The sequence below is a fragment of the Limnospira sp. PMC 1279.21 genome, assembly GCF_032349615.1.
Taxonomy (GTDB): domain Bacteria; phylum Cyanobacteriota; class Cyanobacteriia; order Cyanobacteriales; family Microcoleaceae; genus Limnospira; species Limnospira fusiformis.
Genome location: NZ_JARPLU010000348.1, coordinates 1 through 1845 on the forward strand (window position 1 = coordinate 1; position 1845 = coordinate 1845).

Annotated in this window: 2 protein-coding genes; both read left to right on the top strand. The window is 45.6% G+C overall.

The genetic code is table 11. The features are described 5' to 3' along the window. Positions 1 to 294: 294 nt before the first annotated feature. Complete coding sequence (gene psaC, locus P5683_RS24430) at positions 295 to 540, top strand: photosystem I iron-sulfur center protein PsaC (protein WP_006616272.1); 246 nt, start codon at positions 295 to 297, stop codon at positions 538 to 540. A gap of 503 nt (positions 541 to 1043) precedes the next feature. Next, complete coding sequence (locus P5683_RS24435; protein WP_035759917.1) at positions 1044 to 1586, top strand: REP-associated tyrosine transposase; 543 nt, start codon at positions 1044 to 1046, stop codon at positions 1584 to 1586. Positions 1587 to 1845 lie beyond the last annotated feature (259 nt).

Here is a 1845-nt window from a genome sequence, read left to right on the forward strand (position 1 = left end):
TGCGGGATACCGCCTCTGTTACCTTAACGGGTAATAGTGCTATCGTCGCATTGTCCGGCAATAGCCGGATAAATGTCGCGTAAATGTATCAGAAATTCAGCAAGTTGGCGGTTCCCTGTTAGGTCCGCAAAATATTACAGAGTTTAAAGTTTTGTCGCCTTGTGTATCCTGAAAGGCAAACACTAAGCTAAAGTGATCGAAGATATACGATAATCCTGCTTTGAGCAAACCGTTTAATCTGCATGTGTATGTAGATACGGTCAAAACCTGATATCTTTGGGAGAACTTAATTCAATGTCTCATTCCGTCAAAATTTACGATACCTGTATTGGTTGCACCCAGTGCGTTCGTGCTTGTCCCCTGGATGTCCTAGAGATGGTTCCCTGGGACGGCTGTAAAGCTGGTCAGATTGCTTCCTCTCCCCGTACCGAAGACTGCATCGGTTGTAAGCGGTGTGAGACTGCTTGTCCTACTGACTTCCTCAGTGTTCGGGTTTACCTGGGTGCTGAAACCACCCGCAGTATGGGTCTGGCTTACTAAAGTGGATCTGATGGCAGTTACCCAAATCTTTTTAGGGTTAAACTGCCTCCGCACAGTTTCACGGATTTATTTGATGACTCACAGAGGGCTCTGTTCCCTCTTTTTTTTGTCTCCGTCCCCCTGTAGGTTGGGTGCAACCCAACAAAGGAGTAGGTTGGGTGAAGCTGTAGGTTGGGTGCAACCCAACAAAGGAGTAGGTTGGGTGAAGTTGTAGGTTGGGTGCAACCCAACAAAGGAGTAGGTTGGGTGAAGCGCAGCCGGGCCCAACAAAGCCCCTCTGTGTAGTAGAGTAGGTTAGGTGAAGGGCAGCGTAACCCAACAAATAGGGTTTGTATTTGTGTGGAAGGAGAGTCGAACCCAAGCCGTCAGTTACAGCTTGTTCACCAGTAGCTTAATACATTGCCCTCACCCTAAATCTGGATCCCAGAGAGGGAGAGGGACTTTGAGAGGTTATCAGATGATTTCTGAACAGGCTGTAACCCATGCACGCACCCACTAAAATTATGAAATATCGAAGAGCTAAAATAGAAGGTGGCACATACTTTTTCACTGTGGTAACAGACAGGAGACGAGAGTTTTTGTGCTTTCCCGAAAATATCTTATTATTAAGGCAGGCTGTCCGAGAAGTGATGGCGGAATATCCTTTCGATATAAATGCCTGCGTTATCTTACCGAACCATATACACTGCGTATGGACTTTACCAGAAGGCGATCGCGATTTTTCTAATCGGTGGCGTTTGGTGAAAAACTATTTTACCCAAAAATGCGATCGACAATATCACGGTCAAATTTCGGCATCTAAACAACAGAAACAGGAGAAAGCGATTTGGCAACGTCGTTTTTGGGAACATTGCATTGTGGATGAAACCGATTTTATTAATCATGTTGAATACATTCATTATAACCCGGTTAAGCATGGTTTAGTCAAAGCCCCAAAGGATTGGCAGTATTCAAGTTTTTTAAGGTATGTTCGTCAGGGTATTTACGATATTAATTGGGGTGCAGAAACGGAGATTGTATTTGATGCGAATGTGGGACGGGAATAAATTTTAATAAATTGGTATTATGTACCACACCCAACAGAGGGTAGGTTGTGTGCAACCCAACAGAGAGTAGGTTGTGTGCAACCTAACAGGGGTAGGTTGTGTGAACCCAACAGGGGTAGGTTGTGTGCAACCCAACAGGGGTAGGTTGTGTGCAACCCAACAGGAGTAGGTTGGGTGCAACCCAACAGAGGGTAGGTTGTGTGCAACCCAACAGGAGTAGGTTGTGTGAACCCAACAGGAGTAGGTTGTGTGAACCCAA